At 41.6% G+C, this 15921-nt stretch carries 13 protein-coding genes; all 13 read right to left on the reverse strand.

Going from position 1 to position 15921, the window contains the following annotated elements; genetic code table 11:
- Positions 1 to 8: 8 nt before the first annotated feature.
- Positions 9 to 635, reverse strand: a complete 627-nt coding sequence (rplD, locus tag KQP79_RS12380; RefSeq protein WP_004310887.1) for a 50S ribosomal protein L4 — start codon at positions 633 to 635, stop codon at positions 9 to 11.
- Positions 635 to 1252, reverse strand: a complete 618-nt coding sequence (gene rplC, locus KQP79_RS12385; RefSeq protein WP_004313455.1) for a 50S ribosomal protein L3 — start codon at positions 1250 to 1252, stop codon at positions 635 to 637. Before rplC ends, rplD begins: the two co-directional genes overlap by 1 nt.
- A gap of 18 nt (positions 1253 to 1270) precedes the next feature.
- Positions 1271 to 1576, reverse strand: a complete 306-nt coding sequence (rpsJ, locus tag KQP79_RS12390; protein WP_002558075.1) for a 30S ribosomal protein S10 — start codon at positions 1574 to 1576, stop codon at positions 1271 to 1273.
- Positions 1577 to 1656: 80 nt separating this feature from the next.
- Positions 1657 to 3774 carry an elongation factor G gene (gene fusA / locus KQP79_RS12395; RefSeq protein ID WP_004310890.1) on the reverse strand — a complete coding sequence of 706 codons (2118 nt, stop codon included), beginning with the start codon at positions 3772 to 3774 and terminating at the stop codon, positions 1657 to 1659.
- Positions 3775 to 3819: 45 nt separating this feature from the next.
- Positions 3820 to 4296, reverse strand: a complete 477-nt coding sequence (rpsG, locus tag KQP79_RS12400; RefSeq protein WP_004296352.1) for a 30S ribosomal protein S7 — start codon at positions 4294 to 4296, stop codon at positions 3820 to 3822.
- Positions 4297 to 4439: 143 nt separating this feature from the next.
- On the reverse strand, positions 4440 to 4850 hold the full coding sequence (gene rpsL, locus KQP79_RS12405; protein WP_002558078.1) for a 30S ribosomal protein S12: 411 nt from the start codon (positions 4848 to 4850) through the stop codon (positions 4440 to 4442).
- 136 nt (positions 4851 to 4986) lie between these two features.
- On the reverse strand, positions 4987 to 5295 hold the full coding sequence (locus KQP79_RS12410; RefSeq protein ID WP_004296354.1) for a DUF3467 domain-containing protein: 309 nt from the start codon (positions 5293 to 5295) through the stop codon (positions 4987 to 4989).
- Between the two features lie 146 nt (positions 5296 to 5441).
- Positions 5442 to 9725 (reverse strand): DNA-directed RNA polymerase subunit beta', encoded by a 4284-nt coding sequence (gene rpoC / locus KQP79_RS12415; protein ID WP_004310891.1) that lies wholly within the window; start codon positions 9723 to 9725, stop codon positions 5442 to 5444.
- A 106-nt stretch (positions 9726 to 9831) separates the two neighbouring features.
- Complete coding sequence (gene rpoB / locus KQP79_RS12420) at positions 9832 to 13644, reverse strand: DNA-directed RNA polymerase subunit beta (protein ID WP_004310892.1); 3813 nt, start codon at positions 13642 to 13644, stop codon at positions 9832 to 9834.
- Positions 13645 to 13748: 104 nt separating this feature from the next.
- Positions 13749 to 14123 carry a 50S ribosomal protein L7/L12 gene (gene rplL / locus KQP79_RS12425; RefSeq protein WP_004296358.1) on the reverse strand — a complete coding sequence of 125 codons (375 nt, stop codon included), beginning with the start codon at positions 14121 to 14123 and terminating at the stop codon, positions 13749 to 13751.
- 47 nt (positions 14124 to 14170) lie between these two features.
- A complete protein-coding gene (rplJ, locus tag KQP79_RS12430; RefSeq protein ID WP_004310893.1) occupies positions 14171 to 14689 on the reverse strand; it encodes a 50S ribosomal protein L10 in 519 nt (172 codons plus the stop codon).
- 15 nt (positions 14690 to 14704) lie between these two features.
- Positions 14705 to 15403: a 50S ribosomal protein L1 gene (gene rplA, locus KQP79_RS12435; RefSeq protein WP_004310894.1), complete on the reverse strand. Its 699-nt coding sequence runs from the start codon at positions 15401 to 15403 to the stop codon at positions 14705 to 14707.
- A 15-nt stretch (positions 15404 to 15418) separates the two neighbouring features.
- Positions 15419 to 15862 carry a 50S ribosomal protein L11 gene (gene rplK / locus KQP79_RS12440; protein ID WP_004296361.1) on the reverse strand — a complete coding sequence of 148 codons (444 nt, stop codon included), beginning with the start codon at positions 15860 to 15862 and terminating at the stop codon, positions 15419 to 15421.
- Positions 15863 to 15921: the final 59 nt, after the last annotated feature.

Raw genomic sequence — 15921 nt, forward strand, 5'->3', positions numbered from 1 at the left:
CCTCCTTTTTAAATTAAGATATTGTCAATAGCCTTCAGAGAGTTTTCTGTAAGCACAACAACCCCAGCATTCAATACTCTGTAAGTATTTAATCCTGAGATAGTCTGCACATTAGTACCCTCAATGTTACGAGCTGACAAATATACGTTTTTATTTGCTTCCGGTAAAATTACAAGTAGCTTTTTATCGGAAACTTTAAGATTTTTTGTCATTGCAACGAAATCTTTTGTCTTAGGAGCTTCAAATGTGAAATCCTCAACGACAATGATTGCATCATTTTGAGCTTTATAAGACAAAGCTGACTTACGAGCCAATGTCTTAACTTTTTTATTCAATTTGAAGAAATAGTCTCTTGGTTTCGGACCGAAAACACGAGCACCACCTACAAGAACAGGCGAGTTCATATCACCACGACGTGCTCCACCGCCACCTTTCTGACGACCGATCTTACGAGTTGAACCACTGATTTCACTTCTTTCTTTTGACTTATGAGTACCCTGACGCTGATTAGCCATAAATTGTTTTACGTCCAAATAAATAGCGTGGTCGTTGGGCTCAATTCCGAAGATAGATTCGTTTAACGTAACCTTTCTCCCAGTGTCTTCACCTTTAATGTTATATACGTTAACTTCCATTATTTCTCAATTAATACGATTGAACCTTTGCAACCCGGGATAGAACCTTTAACCAAAAGAAGGTTATGATCCGCGATTACTTTTAATACCTGCAAGTTTTGTACAGTGACTCTGTCACCACCAAGTTGTCCACCCATGCGCATTCCTTTGAATACTTTTGCAGGGTAAGAACAAGCACCGATAGAACCCGGTTTACGAGCGCGATTATGCTGACCGTGAGTAGCTTGACCCACACCACCAAAACCATGTCTTTTTACTACACCCTGAAAACCCTTACCCTTAGAAGTACCAACAACGTCAACAAAGCTAGCGTCGTTAAACATTTCTACAGTAATGGTATCACCCAAATTCAACTCTGTTTCAAATTCTTTGAACTCAGCCAAGTGTCTCTTCGGTGTTACTCCTGCTCTTTTAAAATGTCCCATCAACGGTTTAGTTGTATGTTTTTCCTTTTTGTCCTGGAAACCCAACTGAACAGCTGCATAGCCATCTTTTTCTACAGTTTTAACTTGAGTAACAACACAAGGACCTGCTTCGATAACAGTGCATGGTACATTTTTACCATCGGCACTGAAAACGGATGTCATTCCGATTTTTTTTCCTAATAATCCTGGCATTTCACTAATTTTTAATTATCAAACTTTAATTTCTACTTCCACACCACTTGGCAATTCCAACTTCATCAAAGCATCTACTGTCTTAGCTGTTGAGCTATAGATGTCGATTAATCTCTTATAAGAAGAGAGTTCAAATTGCTCACGAGACTTTTTGTTTACGAAAGTCGAACGGTTCACAGTAAAGATACGTTTGTGCGTAGGCAGAGGTATTGGACCGCTAACGATAGCACCAGTAGCTTTTACAGTTCTTACAATTTTCTCAGCTGACTTGTCAACCAAGTTGTGGTCGTAAGATTTCAATTTAATTCTAATTTTCTGACTCATTATTTTTTTTAATTAATACATTTATAATAAGATAAAGCGGCAGGCTAAGAGTCATTCGCTAGCCTGCTGCTTTAGATATTTTAGAGTAAATCAGCGCGTCCTTTTACTTCTTCCAATACAGCCTTAGCAATAGAAGAAGAAAGCTGAGCGTGATGAGAGTAGGTCATTGACGAGGTTGCACGACCAGAAGTAATAGTACGTAAAGCTGTTACGTAACCAAACATTTCCGCCAGTGGAACCATCGCTTTCACGATACGAGCGCCAGAGCGGCTAGATTCCATACCTTCAACCTGTCCACGACGTTTGTTCAAGTCACCGATAACATCACCCATGTTTTCTTCCGGAGTTACAACTTCCAGTTTCATGATAGGTTCCATCAAAACAGGACCTGCCTTAGCACATGCATTTTTATAAGCCTGCATTGCACAGATTTCAAATGACAACTGGTCAGAGTCAACCGGGTGGAATGAACCATCAACCAAAGTCACTTTCAATGAATCCAATGGGTAGCCTGCCAAAACACCACTCTTCATAGCATTTGTAAAGCCTTTCTGAACTGCAGGAATAAATTCCTTAGGAATATTACCACCCTTCACTTCATCAACAAACTGCAAACCACCTAAAGTGAAATCCGCATCAGCCGGACCAATGTTCACAATGATATCAGCAAACTTACCACGTCCACCAGACTGCTTCTTGTACACTTCACGCAAGTTAACTGTCTTCGTGATAGCTTCCTTATAGTTAACCTGAGGCTTACCTTGGTTACATTCTACCTTGAATTCACGTTTCAAACGGTCAATGATAATATCCAAGTGAAGCTCACCCATACCAGAAATAACTGTCTGACCTGTCTGTTCGTCTGTTTTCACAGTAAATGTCGGATCTTCTTCAGCCAATTTAGCCAAACCGTTAGACAGTTTATCCATATCTTTCTGAGTCTTAGGTTCTACAGCGATACCAATAACCGGTTCCGGGAAGTCCATAGACTCAAGTACTATCGGAGCTGTTTCATCACACAAAGTATCCCCAGTACGAATATCTTTAAAGCCTACACCTGCACCAATATCACCAGCACCGATTACTTCAACCGGGTTCTGTTTGTTGGAGTGCATCTGAAACAGACGAGAAACGCGTTCTTTCTTACCAGAACGAGAGTTGTAGATATAAGAACCTGCTTCAATTTTACCAGAATAAACACGGAAGAAAGTCAAACGTCCAACATATGGGTCAGTTGCGATCTTAAACGCCAAAGCAGATGTTTTTTCATCATCACTTGGTTTACGATCCTCTTCAGCTCCCGTATTAGGATTTGTACCTATTACGTTCTCTGTATCAAGTGGAGAAGGCAAGAAAGCACAAACATAATCAAGCAATGTCTGAACACCTTTGTTCTTAAAAGAAGATCCGCAAAGCATAGGAACTACAGCCATCTGAACTGTTGCATTACGAAGAGCTCTCAATACTTCTTCTTCAGTAATAGTAGAAGGATCATCGAAATATTTCTCCATCAAAGCATCATCAAATTCTGCTACTTTTTCAAGCATCTTATCTCTCCACTCGTTAGCTTCATCGATAAGTTCTGCAGGGATTTCCTCAATACTGTAGTCAGCCCCCATTGTTTCATCATGCCAATAGATAGCTTTCATTTTGATAAGGTCAACAAGACCTTTGAAAGATTCTTCAGCACCGATAGGAACAACAATCGGACACGGATTAGCTCCAAGAACATCCTTCATCTGACGAACTACTTCAAAGAAGTCAGCACCAGAACGATCCATCTTATTAACATAAGCAATACGAGGAACGTTATATTTATCAGCCTGACGCCATACAGTTTCTGATTGAGGCTCAACACCACCAACAGCACAGTAAGCAGCTACAGCCCCATCAAGGATACGCAATGAACGTTCTACCTCTGCGGTAAAGTCAACGTGTCCCGGAGTGTCAATCAAGTTAATTTTATAAGTATCACCAGCATATTTCCACCTTGTTGTTGTAGCAGCGGATGTAATAGTGATACCACGTTCTTGCTCCTGTTCCATCCAGTCCATAGTAGCAGCACCATCATGAACTTCACCAATTTTGTGAGTCAATCCAGTATAGAACAGGATACGTTCAGAAGTAGTTGTTTTTCCGGCATCAATGTGAGCCATGATACCGATATTACGAGTTAAATGTAAATCATGTTTAGCCATCTTCTAATTCCTTTACTTTAAGTTTATATTAGGTTTCTTACAGTATTAGAATCTAAAATGAGCAAATGCACGGTTAGCTTCTGCCATTCTGTGCATATCTTCTTTACGTTTGTATGCACCGCCTTGTTCATTGAAGGCATCCATAATTTCAGCAGCCAACTTGTCAGCCATTGATTTACCACCTCTTTTGCGAGCAAACAGAATCAAATTCTTCATAGAGATTGATTCTTTACGATCCGGACGGATTTCAGTAGGAACTTGGAAAGTAGCACCACCTACACGGCGAGACTTTACTTCCACTTGCGGAGTTACATTATCCAAAGCCTTTTTCCAGATTTCGAGAGCTGATTTTTCTTCGTTAGGAAGTTTTGCTTTCACAGTTTCCAAAGCGGCATAAAAGATTTCATAAGATGTATTTTTCTTTCCATCATACATCAAGTGGTTCACGAACTTGGAAACCTTTTGGTCATTAAACACGGGATCCGGAAGAATCAGGCGTTTTTTTGGTTTTGCTTTTCTCATTTGTTTGAAAAATAATGTTTTTGTTCTTGGTTGTCTACTTCTTGACTTCTTCAACTCTCCCTCCGGAGAATTTACTCAACCTTTAGCATTTCCAACAAACTAAAACGTAAGTTATTACTTTAATTTTAATTAGGTCTTAATCCTTATTTTTTCTTACCCTTAGCAGGAGCAGCAGCTTGTCCTGGTTTCGGACGCTTAGCACCATATTTAGAACGTCTTTGAGTACGACCAGCAACACCTGCTGTATCAAGTGTACCACGTACAATGTGATAACGCACACCCGGAAGGTCTTTTACACGACCACCACGTACCAAAACGATTGAGTGTTCCTGCAAGTTGTGTCCTTCTCCCGGAATGTATGAGTTCACCTCTTTTTGGTTAGTCAAACGTACACGAGCTACTTTACGCATTGCAGAGTTCGGCTTCTTCGGAGTAGTAGTGTATACTCTCACGCAAACGCCACGTCTTTGAGGACATGAATCCAAGGCTGGAGATTTACTTTTCTCCACCAGCACTTCGCGTCCTTTTCTTACTAATTGCTGAATTGTAGGCATTTTAATTGTTTTTTGATTTATATTATTGTTATATTAATTTCGTAACTATACATTTTGGGCTGCAAAAATACGAATAATATTTGAATATTCAATGCACTACAACTTTTTTTTCTTTTTTAATGTTTTTATATCATCCTCACGCTTCGCCTTTTACACCCGTCAAAGGAGAAATAGGGGGTTCATCCGAAGTACGAATCGGACCGAATACGCGCTCATACTTTGCTATATTATCTTCTAATGCCCGCAGCAGACGTTTTGCGTGCTCCGGAGCCACAATAATACGAGATTGCACACCAGCCTTCGGTATACCCGGCATTACGCGCACGAAGTCAAGGATGAATTCAGAACTCGAATGAGTAATAATAGCAAGATTTGCATAAGTTCCCTGTGCAACCTCTTCTCTCAATTCAATCTGTAATTGTCCGTTGTTATTTTGTTCTTCCATATTTAATATGATTAAAAAGTTATCCTGCAAAATAACACATTTTTCCTGAAACTAATGGTAATACACGCGAGTAAAAAAGAAATAAAAAAAGGAGCAATTGCCCAATCAGGCAACTGCTCCTTTTCATATAGTCAATTGAATTGTATTTATTCTACTTCATTGTAGTCAAGTACTGTTTTCTTGTTAGCCAAGATACGGTCATACTCTTCTTTTGATCCAACGATGAGCTTTTCGAACTCGCGCTGTCCGGTACCGGCAGGAATCAAGTGACCACAGATCACATTTTCCTTCATACCTTCAAGCTTATCGATCTTACCGTTGATAGCAGCTTCATTCAATACTTTCGTTGTTTCCTGGAAGGAAGCAGCCGACATAAAGCTTGATGTTTGCAAAGCAGCACGCGTGATACCTTGAAGGATCTGAGTAGAGGTAGCAGCAACAGCGTCACGAACTTCAACCGGCTTCAAGTCACGACGTTTCAACATACTATTCTCATCACGCAACTTGCGGGCAGTTACAATCTGTCCAGCTTGCATATTTTGAGAATCACCAGCATCCACTACGACTTTCTTGCCCCAGATACGATCATTTTCTTCCATGAATTCCAGTTTGTCTACGACTTGCTGTTCGAGGAAGCGAGTATCTCCCGGTTCATCAATTTGTACTTTACGCATCATCTGACGAACGATAATCTCAAAGTGCTTATCATTGATCTTCACACCCTGCAAGCGGTATACATCCTGAACTTCATTCACGATATATTCCTGTACAGCTGTAGGACCCTTAATTGCCAAGATATCTGCCGGAGTAGTAGCACCGTCAGACAACGGAGTACCAGCACGTACATAGTCATTTTCCTGTACCAGAATCTGCTTAGACAGTGCAACCAGATACTTCTTAACCTCACCCGTCTTGGAAGTTACGATGATTTCACGGTTACCACGTTTGATCTTACCCATTGTCACCTCACCGTCGATTTCAGAAACGACAGCCGGATTTGACGGGTTACGAGCTTCAAACAATTCAGTAACACGAGGAAGACCACCCGTGATATCACCCGCCTTACCTACGGCACGCGGAATCTTCACGATTACTTCACCGGCTTTTACCTTCTGACCATTCTCGATGATAACGTGCCCACCTACCGGTAAGTTATAAGTACGGATCAAATCACCGTCCTCTGTTAAGATATGAGCGGTAGGAACTTTGGTTTTATCCTTGGATTCAATAATAATAATTTCACGAAGACCTGTTGCTTCATCCGATTCAACCTTATAAGTAACGTTTTCAATCACGCCCTCAAATTCGATCTTACCGGTTGCTTCTGTGATAATAACAGCATTGAACGGGTCCCACTTAGCAATCAGTTTGCCTTTTTCTACCAAGTCGCCGTCGCTTACATACAGTGTTGAACCATAAGGTACGTTATGAGTAGAAAGAACGATACCGGTATTCACATCCACAAAACGTACTTCGGCCAAACGACCTACTACCACTTTTGCAGATTCACCCATCTCGTCAACGATATCTACTGTACGCAACTCTTCAAATTCAAGACGTGCATTATTTTTAGCAACGATACTGGCGTTAGCTGCAATATTTGCAGCAGTACCACCGGCGTGGAATGTACGCAATGTCAACTGTGTACCCGGCTCACCAATAGACTGAGCAGCGATTACACCGACAGCTTCACCCTTCTGAACCATGCGGCTCGTTGCCAGGTTACGTCCGTAACATTTAGCACAAACACCCTTCTTAGCTTCACAAGTCAATACCGAACGGATTTCAACACTCTCGATCGGAGACTCCTGAATCTTCTTGGCTACTTCTTCTGTGATTTCTTCACCACCGGCAACAAGCAATTCACCTGTGGTAGGATGAATAATATCATGTACGGAAACACGGCCTAAGATACGTTCGTACAGAGTAGCAATAACTTCATCATTATTCTTAAGGTCCGTACAAACCAATCCGCGGAGTGTACCGCAATCTTCTTCTGTAATAATCACATCGTGTGATACGTCCACCAGACGACGAGTCAAATAACCAGCATCGGCAGTCTTCAAAGCGGTATCCGCCAAACCTTTACGAGCACCGTGGGTAGAGATAAAGTACTCCAACACCGAAAGTCCTTCTTTAAAGTTCGACAAAATCGGGTTCTCGATGATCTGACCACCTTCAGCGCCTGCTTTCTGCGGTTTTGCCATCAAACCACGCATACCTGACAACTGACGAATCTGCTCTTTAGAACCACGGGCACCAGAGTCAAGCATCATATATACAGAGTTGAAACCCTGATCGTCCGAAGAAATAGTCTTCATCAGGATATTAGACAACTCGGAGTTCACATGTGTCCAAATATCAATTACCTGATTGTAACGTTCGTTATTGGTAATGAAACCCATGTTATAGTTGTTTACGACTTGTTCAACTTCGTCGTAACCTTTCTGTACCAAAGTTTCTTTTTCCTTCGGAATGATAATATCACCCAAGTTGAATGACAAACCACCCTTGAACGCCATCTGATAACCTAAATTCTTGATTCCATCCAGGAAGTCGGCAGCCTTAGCCACACCACATACCTTAATTACATCACTAATAATATCACGAAGAGATTTCTTAGAGATAATTGTATTGATATAACCAGCTTCAGGTGGAACGATTTCATTCACAATCACACGTCCTACTGAAGTTTCGCGCATTACGTCTACAATGTTACCATTTTCATCAACGTCTTTCACGATAACCTTTACCGGAGCATGAATATCTACCTTACCTTCATTGTAAGCGATCAACGCTTCTTCCGGTCCGTAGAATGTCAAACCTTCACCTTTTGCACCGGCACGCAACTTAGTAATATAGTACAAACCAAGAACCATATCCTGTGCAGGCACAGTAATAGGCGCACCGTTTGCCGGATTCAATATATTATGTGATTGAAGCATCAACATTTGTGCTTCAAGAATTGCTTCATTACTCAAAGGCAAGTGAACAGCCATCTGGTCACCGTCAAAGTCGGCGTTGAATGCCGTACATGCCAACGGGTGCAACTGAATAGCTTTACCTTCGATCATTTTAGGCTGGAAAGCCTGAATACCCAAACGGTGCAAGGTCGGAGCACGGTTCAACAGTACCGGGTGTCCCTTCATTACATGTTCTAAGATATCCCAAATCACCGGCTCTTTGCGGTCTACGATTTTCTTTGCAGACTTAACAGTCTTAACGATACCACGTTCGATGAGCTTGCGAATAATAAACGGCTTGTATAATTCGGCAGCCATCAATTTAGGAATACCGCATTCACCCATCTTTAATTCCGGACCAACGACGATTACGGAACGAGCAGAGTAGTCAACACGTTTACCCAGCAAGTTTTGACGGAAGCGTCCCTGTTTACCTTTCAAACTGTCAGACAATGACTTCAACGGACGGTTGGCGTCTGTCTTCACAGCACTTGACTTACGTGAGTTATCAAACAAAGAATCGACAGATTCCTGAAGCATACGTTTTTCATTACGCAAGATTACTTCCGGAGCCTTGATTTCAATCAGTCGTTTCAAACGGTTGTTACGGATAATCACACGACGATAAAGGTCGTTCAAGTCAGATGTAGCAAAACGGCCACCATCCAGCGGAACCAACGGACGAAGTTCGGGCGGAATAACCGGTACGATACGTACGATCATCCATTCCGGTTTGTTACGTCCACGTGATGCGCGGAACGATTCTACTACCTGAAGACGTTTCAAAGCTTCATTCTTACGTTGCTGAGACGCATCGTTTCCGGCGCGGTGACGCAGTTCGTAAGACAAAGCATCCAGATCCAAACGAGCCAGCAAATCATAAATAGCTTCGGCTCCCATCTTTGCAACAAATTTATTCGGATCATTATCTTCAAGATACTGATTGTCTTTCGGAAGCGTATCCAAAATATCCAGATATTCTTCTTCAGAAAGCAAATCATATTCAGCTACGCCATCTTCAGCTTTCACACCCGGCTGAATAACAACATAACGTTCGTAGTATATAATCGAATCCAGTTTCTTTGTCGGCAATCCGAGCAAATAACCGATTTTATTAGGAAGCGAACGGAAATACCAGATGTGAGCCACCGGCACAACCAGCTGGATATGTCCCATACGTTCACGGCGCACTTTCTTTTCAGTAACTTCCACACCACAACGGTCGCAGACGATACCTTTATAACGGATACGCTTGTATTTACCGCAATGACATTCATAATCCTTGATAGGACCAAAAATGCGCTCGCAGAACAAACCGTCACGTTCGGGTTTGTACGTACGGTAATTAATGGTTTCAGGCTTCAAAACTTCACCACTCGAATTCTCAAGGATTTCTTCCGGAGAAGCCAGACCAATTGAGATCTTCGAGAAATTACTTTTCGTCTTATTTTCTTTTCTAAAAGCCATACTCTATATAATTGAGATTTGATAATTGAATCATTGGAAATTGAAAAAAGTGCGGATGCCAACAGACCTTCATCGGTACATTGACATCTCACATTCTTTCATTATTTTATTCTAGGTTGATACTCAAACCTAAACCTCTCAACTCGTGCAACAATACGTTCAAGGATTCCGGAATACCAGGTTGTGGCATCGGTTCACCTTTCACAATTGCTTCATAAGCCTTCGAACGTCCTACCACGTCATCAGATTTGATAGTCAGGATTTCCTGCAAGATATGGGCAGCACCGAAACCTTCGAGTGCCCAAACCTCCATTTCTCCGAAACGCTGACCACCGAATTGAGCTTTACCACCAAGAGGTTGCTGAGTAATCAATGAGTACGGACCGATAGAACGAGCATGCATCTTGTCTTCAACCATGTGGCCCAACTTCAACATGTAAGTTACGCCCACAGTAGCTGCCTGGTCAAATTGCTCACCTGTACCACCATCACAAAGATAAGTCTTACAGTAGCGAGGCAATCCTGCCTTGTCTGTCCACTGATCCAGATCTTCCATGGTAGCACCGTCGAAAATAGGAGTCGCAAATTTCACGCCCAACGTTTTTCCGGCACGTCCGAGTACAGCTTCAAAAATCTGACCAATGTTCATACGAGAAGGCACACCCAATGGATTCAACACGATGTCAACCGGAGTACCATCAGCCAAGAACGGCATATCTTCCTGACGAACAACACGGGATACAATACCCTTGTTACCGTGGCGACCAGCCATCTTATCACCCACACCAATCTTACGTTTCTTAGCAATATATACTTTTGCCATCTGGATAATACCAGCAGGAAGTTCATCACCAATTGTAATAGCAAACTTCTTACGTTTCAATTCAGCATCCAGCTCTTTATATTTCTTAATGAAATTCATCACCAGATCACGAATCATACCGTTAATATGATCGTCGCTTGTCCAGTTGCTCAATTGAATAGAAGTAAAGTCAAGTGAATCAAAATCAGAAGCACTGAACTTAGAACCTTTCGCAATAACTTCCGCACCCAAATAGTCTTTCACACCTTGAGAAACCTTACCTTCAGTCAAAGTCATCAGTTTCTTAACCAGGATACGTTTCAAGTCAGCTACCTTAGATTCAAATTCATCATCAATCTTAGGCAACAATGCTTTATCGGCCAGTTTAGAGCTACGATTCTTAATCACACGTGAGAAAAGTTTCTTATCAATCACCACACCTTTCAAAGAAGGAGAAGCTTTCAAAGAAGCATCTTTCACGTCACCTGCCTTATCACCGAAGATAGCCCGAAGCAGTTTTTCTTCCGGAGAAGGATCAGATTCACCCTTCGGCGTAATCTTACCAATCATGATATCACCCGGCTCGATACGAGCACCGATTCTTACGATACCGTTTTCATCCAAGTCTTTGGTAGCTTCTTCACTTACATTCGGGATATCAGAAGTCAACTCTTCCATACCACGTTTTGTCTCACGAACTTCCAGAGAATATTCCTCTACGTGAACTGAAGTCAACAAGTCTTCGCGTACCACACGTTCGTTCAATACGATAGCATCCTCATAGTTGTAACCCTTCCAAGGCATATAAGCTACCAACAGGTTCTTACCCAATGCCAATTCACCCTTTTCAGTAGAATAACCTTCAGTCAAGATATCACCTTTCTTCACACGCTGGCCTTTGTCACAAATCGGACGTAAGTCAATCGTCATGTTCTGGTTAGTCTTACGGAACTTAGGTATTCTATATTCCTTCAAAGCAGGTTCGAAACTTACAAATTCTTCGTCTTCCGTACGGTCATACAAAATACGGATAGTAGTAGCATCCACATAGTCAACCACACCATCGCCTTCTGCAGTAATCTGGGTACGAGAGTCTCTTACCAACTGACGTTCGATACCTGTACCTACGATTGGAGCTTCACTTCTCAACAAAGGAACCGCTTGGCGCATCATGTTCGATCCCATCAATGCACGGTTAGCATCGTCATGTTCCAAGAATGGAATCAAAGAAGCTGCAATAGATGCAATCTGCTGAGGAGCAACGTCCATCAAGTCAACTTCAGATGGTTCAACAACCGGGAAATCTGCATCTTGACGAGACTTCACCCTGTTAAGTACGAATGTACCATCGTCATTCAACGGAGCATTTCCCTGCGCAATAACCTTTTCTTCCTCTTCTTCAGCAGTCAGATAAATCAGACCGTTATCAGAAAGATCCACTTTCCCATTTTCCACCTTGCGGTAGGGAGTTTCAATGAATCCTAGCTCATTAATCTTAGCAAATACACACAATGAAGAAATCAAACCGATGTTCGGACCTTCAGGAGTCTCAATCGGACAAAGACGACCATAGTGTGTATAGTGAACGTCACGAACCTCAAATCCGGCACGTTCACGGGAAAGACCACCAGGACCAAGGGCAGACATACGACGTTTGTGCGTAATTTCAGCCAGCGGGTTTGTCTGGTCCATGAACTGCGACAACGCGTTCGTTCCGAAGAATGAGTTGATTACTGAAGAAATAGTCTTCGCATTAATCAAATCAATCGGAGTAAACACTTCATTGTCACGAACGTTCATACGTTCACGAATCGTACGAGACATACGAGCCAGCCCCACAGCAAACTGATTAGAAAGCTGTTCACCAACAGTACGTACACGACGGTTACTCAAGTGGTCAATATCATCCACATCCGCTTTTGAGTTAATCAACTCAATCAGATATTTGATGATTTCAATAATATCTTCCTTCGTGAGGACACGCACGTCCATATCAGTCGTCAGATTCAACTTTTTGTTGATTCTGTAACGGCCTACATCACCAAGGTCATATCGTTTTTCTGAGAAGAACAAGTTATTGATAACCTCCCTTGCACTTGCGTCATCAGCCGGATCGGCATTACGCAACTGACGGTAGATATACAACACAGCTTCTTTTTCCGAGTTACTCGGGTCCTTCTGCAACGTATTATATATGATAGAGAAATCGGACTGATTCGGTTCATCCTTATGCAAAAGGATGTTCTGAACTCCCGACTCCAAAATTTCATCAATATGCTCCTCTTCCAGTACGGTTTCACGGTCGATAATAACTTCGTTACGTTCAATAGAAACCACTTCACCGGTATCTTCATCAACGAAATCTTCAATCCATGTTTTCAAGACACGTGCAGCCAGTTTACGGCCTAACACCTTCTTCAGATTTGTCTTGTTTACCTTCACATCTTCTGCAAGATCGAAAATCTCAAGAATATCTTTGTCATTCTCGAAGCCAATTGCACGCAACAATGTAGTCACCGGCAATTTCTTCTTACGGTCGATATATGCGTACATCACATTATTGATGTCAGTAGCAAACTCAATCCACGAACCCTTAAACGGAATAATACGAGCCGAATAAAGTTTCGTACCATTGGCATGTACACTCTGACCGAAGAACACACCCGGAGAACGGTGAAGCTGTGACACAACTACGCGTTCGGCACCGTTAATGACGAAAGTAGCCTTATCAGTCATATAAGGAATCGGGCCGAGGAATACGTCCTGAATCACTGTATCAAAATCCTCATGATCGGGGTCCGTACAGTAAAGCTTAAGTTTCGCTTTTAAGGGAACACTATAAGTAAGCCCACGCTCTATACAATCATCAATGGTATAACGCGGCGGATCAATATAATAGTCCAGAAACTCAAGAACAAAATTGTTTCTTGTATCGGCAATAGGGAAGTTTTCAGCAAATACTTTATACAATCCCTCATTCTTACGCTTTTCAGGTGGGGTATCTAATTGTAGAAAGTCTTGGAATGACTTCAATTGTACTTCCAGGAAATCCGGGTATTCTAGCGGATTCTTAGTCGAAGCAAAATTAACTCTTTGATTTACAGTATTTGAAGACATCTGTCAATGAATTTGGAGAACTTAATTTGAAATATATACACAAAAAGGTTAAGAATCCTCTTGTGAAGGATTCCTAACCGAATTACCTGATTACCAGGCCAATGTTATTTAAGTTCAACTTCAGCTCCAGCTTCTTCCAATGTTTTCTTCAATGATTCTGCTTCGTCTTTAGCCAAACCTTCTTTTACTGTGCTAGGAGCACCGTCTACCAAGTCTTTAGCTTCTTTCAAACCAAGACCACAAGCTTCCTTAACGGCCTTAACTACTTGAAGTTTAGCTGCACCAGCGCTCTTCAATACTACGTCGAAAGAAGTTTTTTCTTCTGCGGCAGCAGCACCAGCTGCAGGACCAGCAGCAACAGCTACAGCTGCAGCAGCAGGTTCAATACCGTATTCTTCTTTAAGGATAGTTGCAAGTTCATTAACTTCTTTTACTGTCAAGTTAACTAATTGTTCTGCAAAAGCTTTCAAATCTGCCATTTTTTGTATGATTTTAATTGTTTAAATACTTTGTTGATTTTTGAAAATTATTCGGGACGTTCACCAAGAGTCTTGAGAACTCCGTGAAGGGTGTTACCACCTGATTGAAGAGCAGAAATAACATTCTTGGCCGGAGATTGCAACAGGGCAACGATATCGGCGATAACTTCATTCTTACTCTTGATTGAAACGAGAGCATCCAATTGATCAGCACCAATGTAGAAGCTTTCTTCTGCATATGCAGCTTTCAGTCCGGGAATACCGTCTTTCGCTTTGTCTTTGATTAACTTAGCAGGAACGTTTGCAGTATTGCTAAACATAACAGCAGTAGTACCTTTCAAAGAACCGTAAAGAGGTGAGAAGTCTTCTTCCAAGCTTTCAAGTGCTTTGTGAAGCAGCGTGTTTTTAACCAACATCAATTTGATGTCTGATTTAAAACAATCTCTTCTCAATGCACTGGTAGCAGCAGCGTTCATAGCTGTAACGTCTACCAAGTAGAAGTGACCATATTCCTTTACTGTAGCAGCAATTTGCTCTATAATCGTACTTTTATCTTCCTTTCTCATTATTTCTCTGTTTTATTAGATTTCATCCACTGATTTCGGGTCGATTTTAATACCCGCACTCATTGTACTAGAAAGATAAATACTCTTAATATATGTACCCTTTGCTGCGGTCGGTTTCAGTTTGTTCAGAGTAGAGATGAACTCTTTCGCGTTGTCGCGAATCTGATCAGGACTGAATGATACCTTACCGATAGAAGTGTGAACGATACCGCTCTTATCAACTTTAAAGTCAATCTTACCTTGTTTTACTTCTTTTACAGCCTTAGCAACATCCATAGTTACAGTACCACTCTTAGGGTTCGGCATCAATCCACGAGGACCGAGAACACGACCGAGCGCACCAATTTTACCCATGATAGATGGCATAGTGATGATTACATCAATATCAGTCCATCCACCTTTGATCTTTTCAATATATTCGTCAAGACCAACGTAGTCAGCACCAGCTTCTTTTGCAGCAGCTTCAGCATCCGGTGTACAAAGTACCAATACACGTACTTCTTTACCAGTACCATGAGGAAGTGAAACAACACCTCTCACCATCTGGTTAGCTTTACGTGGATCAACACCTAAACGTACATCAATATCCAGTGAAGCATCAAACTTAGTAAAAGTGATTTCTTTTACCAAAGATGCAGCTTCTTTCAGTGAGTATGCTTTCCCTGCTTCAATCTTTTCTGCAGCTAACTTTTGATTTTTTGTCAGTTTACCCATTACAATTGAAGTTTATTAATTATTAACCGGGAACTCCCCTTTTACAGCGATACCCATACTTCTAGCTGTACCTGCAACCATTCTCATGGCAGCTTCCACAGTAAAACAGTTTAAGTCAACCATTTTGTCCTGAGCAATCGTACGAACCTGTTCCCAAGTAAGCTCGGCAACTTTCTTACGGTTAGGCTCAGCAGAACCACTCTTTACCTTAGCTACTTCAAGTAATTGAATAGCAACGGGAGGAGTCTTGATTACAAAATCGAAAGACTTATCTGCGTAGTAAGTAATGATAACAGGTAAAATCTTACCTGCTTTGTCTTGGGTTCTGGCATTGAATTGCTTGCAAAATTCCATGATATTGATACCCTTAGAACCCAAAGCAGGTCCAACGGGAGGTGATGGATTTGCAGCGCCTCCTTTAATCTGTAACTTGATTAGTCCAGCAACTTCTTTAGCCATTTTTTTATTGATTTATATATAAACATTAAACGAAGAACAACAACAGCGTAACAATTCCG

This window comes from Bacteroides sp. DH3716P (assembly GCF_025914115.1).
Taxonomy (GTDB): Bacteria; Bacteroidota; Bacteroidia; order Bacteroidales; family Bacteroidaceae; genus Bacteroides; species Bacteroides ovatus.

What these genes read in the sequence shown, in the direction of transcription:
- rplD (WP_004310887.1), bottom strand. Translation starts at nt 635, where the DNA reads ATGGAAGTTAACGTATATAACATTAAAGGTGAAGACACTGGGAGAAAG.
- rplC (WP_004313455.1), bottom strand. Translation starts at nt 1,252, where the DNA reads ATGCCAGGATTATTAGGAAAAAAAATCGGAATGACATCCGTTTTCAGT.
- rpsJ (WP_002558075.1), bottom strand. Translation starts at nt 1,576, where the DNA reads ATGAGTCAGAAAATTAGAATTAAATTGAAATCTTACGACCACAACTTG.
- fusA (WP_004310890.1), bottom strand. Translation starts at nt 3,774, where the DNA reads ATGGCTAAACATGATTTACATTTAACTCGTAATATCGGTATCATGGCT.
- rpsG (WP_004296352.1), bottom strand. Translation starts at nt 4,296, where the DNA reads ATGAGAAAAGCAAAACCAAAAAAACGCCTGATTCTTCCGGATCCCGTG.
- rpsL (WP_002558078.1), bottom strand. Translation starts at nt 4,850, where the DNA reads ATGCCTACAATTCAGCAATTAGTAAGAAAAGGACGCGAAGTGCTGGTG.
- KQP79_RS12410 (WP_004296354.1), bottom strand. Translation starts at nt 5,295, where the DNA reads ATGGAAGAACAAAATAACAACGGACAATTACAGATTGAATTGAGAGAA.
- rpoC (WP_004310891.1), bottom strand. Translation starts at nt 9,725, where the DNA reads ATGGCTTTTAGAAAAGAAAATAAGACGAAAAGTAATTTCTCGAAGATC.
- rpoB (WP_004310892.1), bottom strand. Translation starts at nt 13,644, where the DNA reads ATGTCTTCAAATACTGTAAATCAAAGAGTTAATTTTGCTTCGACTAAG.
- rplL (WP_004296358.1), bottom strand. Translation starts at nt 14,123, where the DNA reads ATGGCAGATTTGAAAGCTTTTGCAGAACAATTAGTTAACTTGACAGTA.
- rplJ (WP_004310893.1), bottom strand. Translation starts at nt 14,689, where the DNA reads ATGAGAAAGGAAGATAAAAGTACGATTATAGAGCAAATTGCTGCTACA.
- rplA (WP_004310894.1), bottom strand. Translation starts at nt 15,403, where the DNA reads ATGGGTAAACTGACAAAAAATCAAAAGTTAGCTGCAGAAAAGATTGAA.
- rplK (WP_004296361.1), bottom strand. Translation starts at nt 15,862, where the DNA reads ATGGCTAAAGAAGTTGCTGGACTAATCAAGTTACAGATTAAAGGAGGC.